At 66.4% G+C, this 1,931-nt stretch carries 1 protein-coding gene and 1 pseudogene; both read right to left on the bottom strand.

Annotated features, from left to right (window positions below):
* Positions 1–556 (bottom strand): reverse transcriptase domain-containing protein (locus tag ACIGG8_RS42840; RefSeq protein ID WP_396553991.1); only part of this gene is annotated, 556 nt, incomplete at its 3' end.
* 537 nt (positions 557–1,093) lie between these two features.
* A pseudogene (locus tag ACIGG8_RS42835) lies at positions 1,094–1,785 on the bottom strand (IS5 family transposase); the annotation flags it as partial.
* Positions 1,786–1,931: the final 146 nt, after the last annotated feature.

The raw sequence follows: 1,931 nt of genomic DNA, 5'->3' as shown, positions 1-1,931 counted from the left end.
ACGAGTACGAGCAGGCGTACTGGACGAGCCCGGAGCAACACCCGCAAGTCGCTTGATCACACGATCGCGGACGCCACGAAAGTCGGGGCAGCTCAATGAACCAGGACGTCCCGGTCCAGGTGTGGGCCACTTCCCGCAGTGCGGTGTGGCAGCCCCGCCGGGGACGGAATCCATGCGATCGGTTGGAGAACGTCGGCTCGTAGTACGCCTCCAAGAGCAGGCGGACCACCTCGCCGACGAGCTTGTCCGACCAGGTTGGCAGTCCCAGCGGGCGCGTGCTCCCGTTCTTCTTCGGGATGTGCACGCGCCTGACCGGCCGGAAGCGGTAGCGCTCGTGGCGCATCGCCTCGATGATCCGGTCGATCTTCCGCTGGGACATGCCGTCCACGGTTTCCGGCGTGACCCCGGGCGTCATCGCGCCGTGGTTGGCGTAGATGCGCCCGTAGGCCAGCAGATACAACTGCGGGTTGAACAGCTGTCGATACAGTTCGTCGCACGACAGACGGCGCCTGCCGCGTTCACGCAGGACACCCAGCACCGTTACGGCGCTCTGCATTTCGCATACCTCCCCATATCCGGGCGTCCGAATCACCTGGCCCCCTTCGCCCTGCGGACGGCTTTCCCATCCTCCCTGGCCGGGCGTGACTCCGGCGACTACTACGGGGCCTCCGTCGCCATAGGACTCGCATCCCGTAGGCGATCCCATGTTCGTCTCTGTCTGTACGTTCTAGCGCGACACAGGCGTCCCACTCATCTCCTTGAATGTCCTCGCTGGACATCGCTCCGCGCCCCGGAAGTGCACCACCTCAACCAATCGAAGGCGGTGCAGAGTGCGGCGTCGGTTTCAGTTATCTTTCCGACGGATGGGAACGTGCATCTTCTGGAGATTGGGCTTCAAACAATCCAGTCTTCGCCATATCGCGCGGGCCGCCCGGCGCACCGTCCCCGACAACTGGGCCCGGTCACCGGTTTACTGACATGCTCTTGTCCCCTTCACCTTTCGGATCCAGGTGAGTCATCCGGCCCAGGAACCTCCTTCCGAGTTCCTCCCGGCTGAGCCGGGGATACAAACAGAGCGCCTCGTGGCGCACAAGGCGCGCTCTACGACCCAGCGCACCTTGCCGAGTCCGGAACCGTGGGCGACGCCGCGTCGCGCGATCATCGGTTTGATGCCGCGCTTCCACAGCAGGCGGCGGTACTTGTCGAAGTCGTAGCCCCGGTCGGCGAACAGCCGCCGGGGCCTGCGCCGCGGGCGTCCTCGCAGTCCTCGCAGTCCTCGGATCGGCGGAATCGCGTCCAGCAGGGGCAGCAGCTGGGTGACGTCGTGGCGGTTGCCTCCGGTGAGCGTGACGGCGAGCGGGGTGCCGCAACGGTCAACGATCACATGGTGTTTGGAGCCGGAGCGGGCGCGGTCGACGGGCGAAGGGCCGACATGATCCCCCCTTTGAGGGCCCGGACGTGCGAGCCGTCCACGGCGCAGTCGTCCAGGTCCAGCAGGTCCGCGCGGCGCAGTTCGGTCAGCAGTGCGGCGTGCAGGCGGGGCCAAACGCCGGCCTCCGTCCAGTCCCGCAGCCGGCGCCAGGCCGTGACCCCGGAGCATCCCACGGTCTGGGCGGGAACGTCGCGCCAGGCGACACCGGTTCGCAGCACGTGGATGATGCCGGCGAGGGCCGTCCGGTCCGGGACTCGTAGTCGCCCGGGGTGGCGGTGGCGTCGTTCGGGAGCGAGCGGCAGCAGCGGAGCCACCCGCTCCCATAGGTCGTCCGGGACAAGATCAACAGGCACCAGGACACCCTGCCGACCAAGATCGCCAGACGCAAGGCCTACTGCTCAACTCATTCTGAAACGATCAGGTGCGACACGAGGTCGCTCCAAGTAAGTAAGGACAGCCAGGTGAAGGAGGTATCGATCGGCTGAACTTCGGGCCGGTG

Origin of the sequence: Kitasatospora sp. NPDC085464 (assembly GCF_044541955.1) — a bacterium.
GTDB lineage: Bacteria > Actinomycetota > Actinomycetes > Streptomycetales > Streptomycetaceae > Kitasatospora.
Note: the sequence above shows the minus strand (reverse complement) of the source record. Positions and strands in the feature narration are given on the sequence as shown.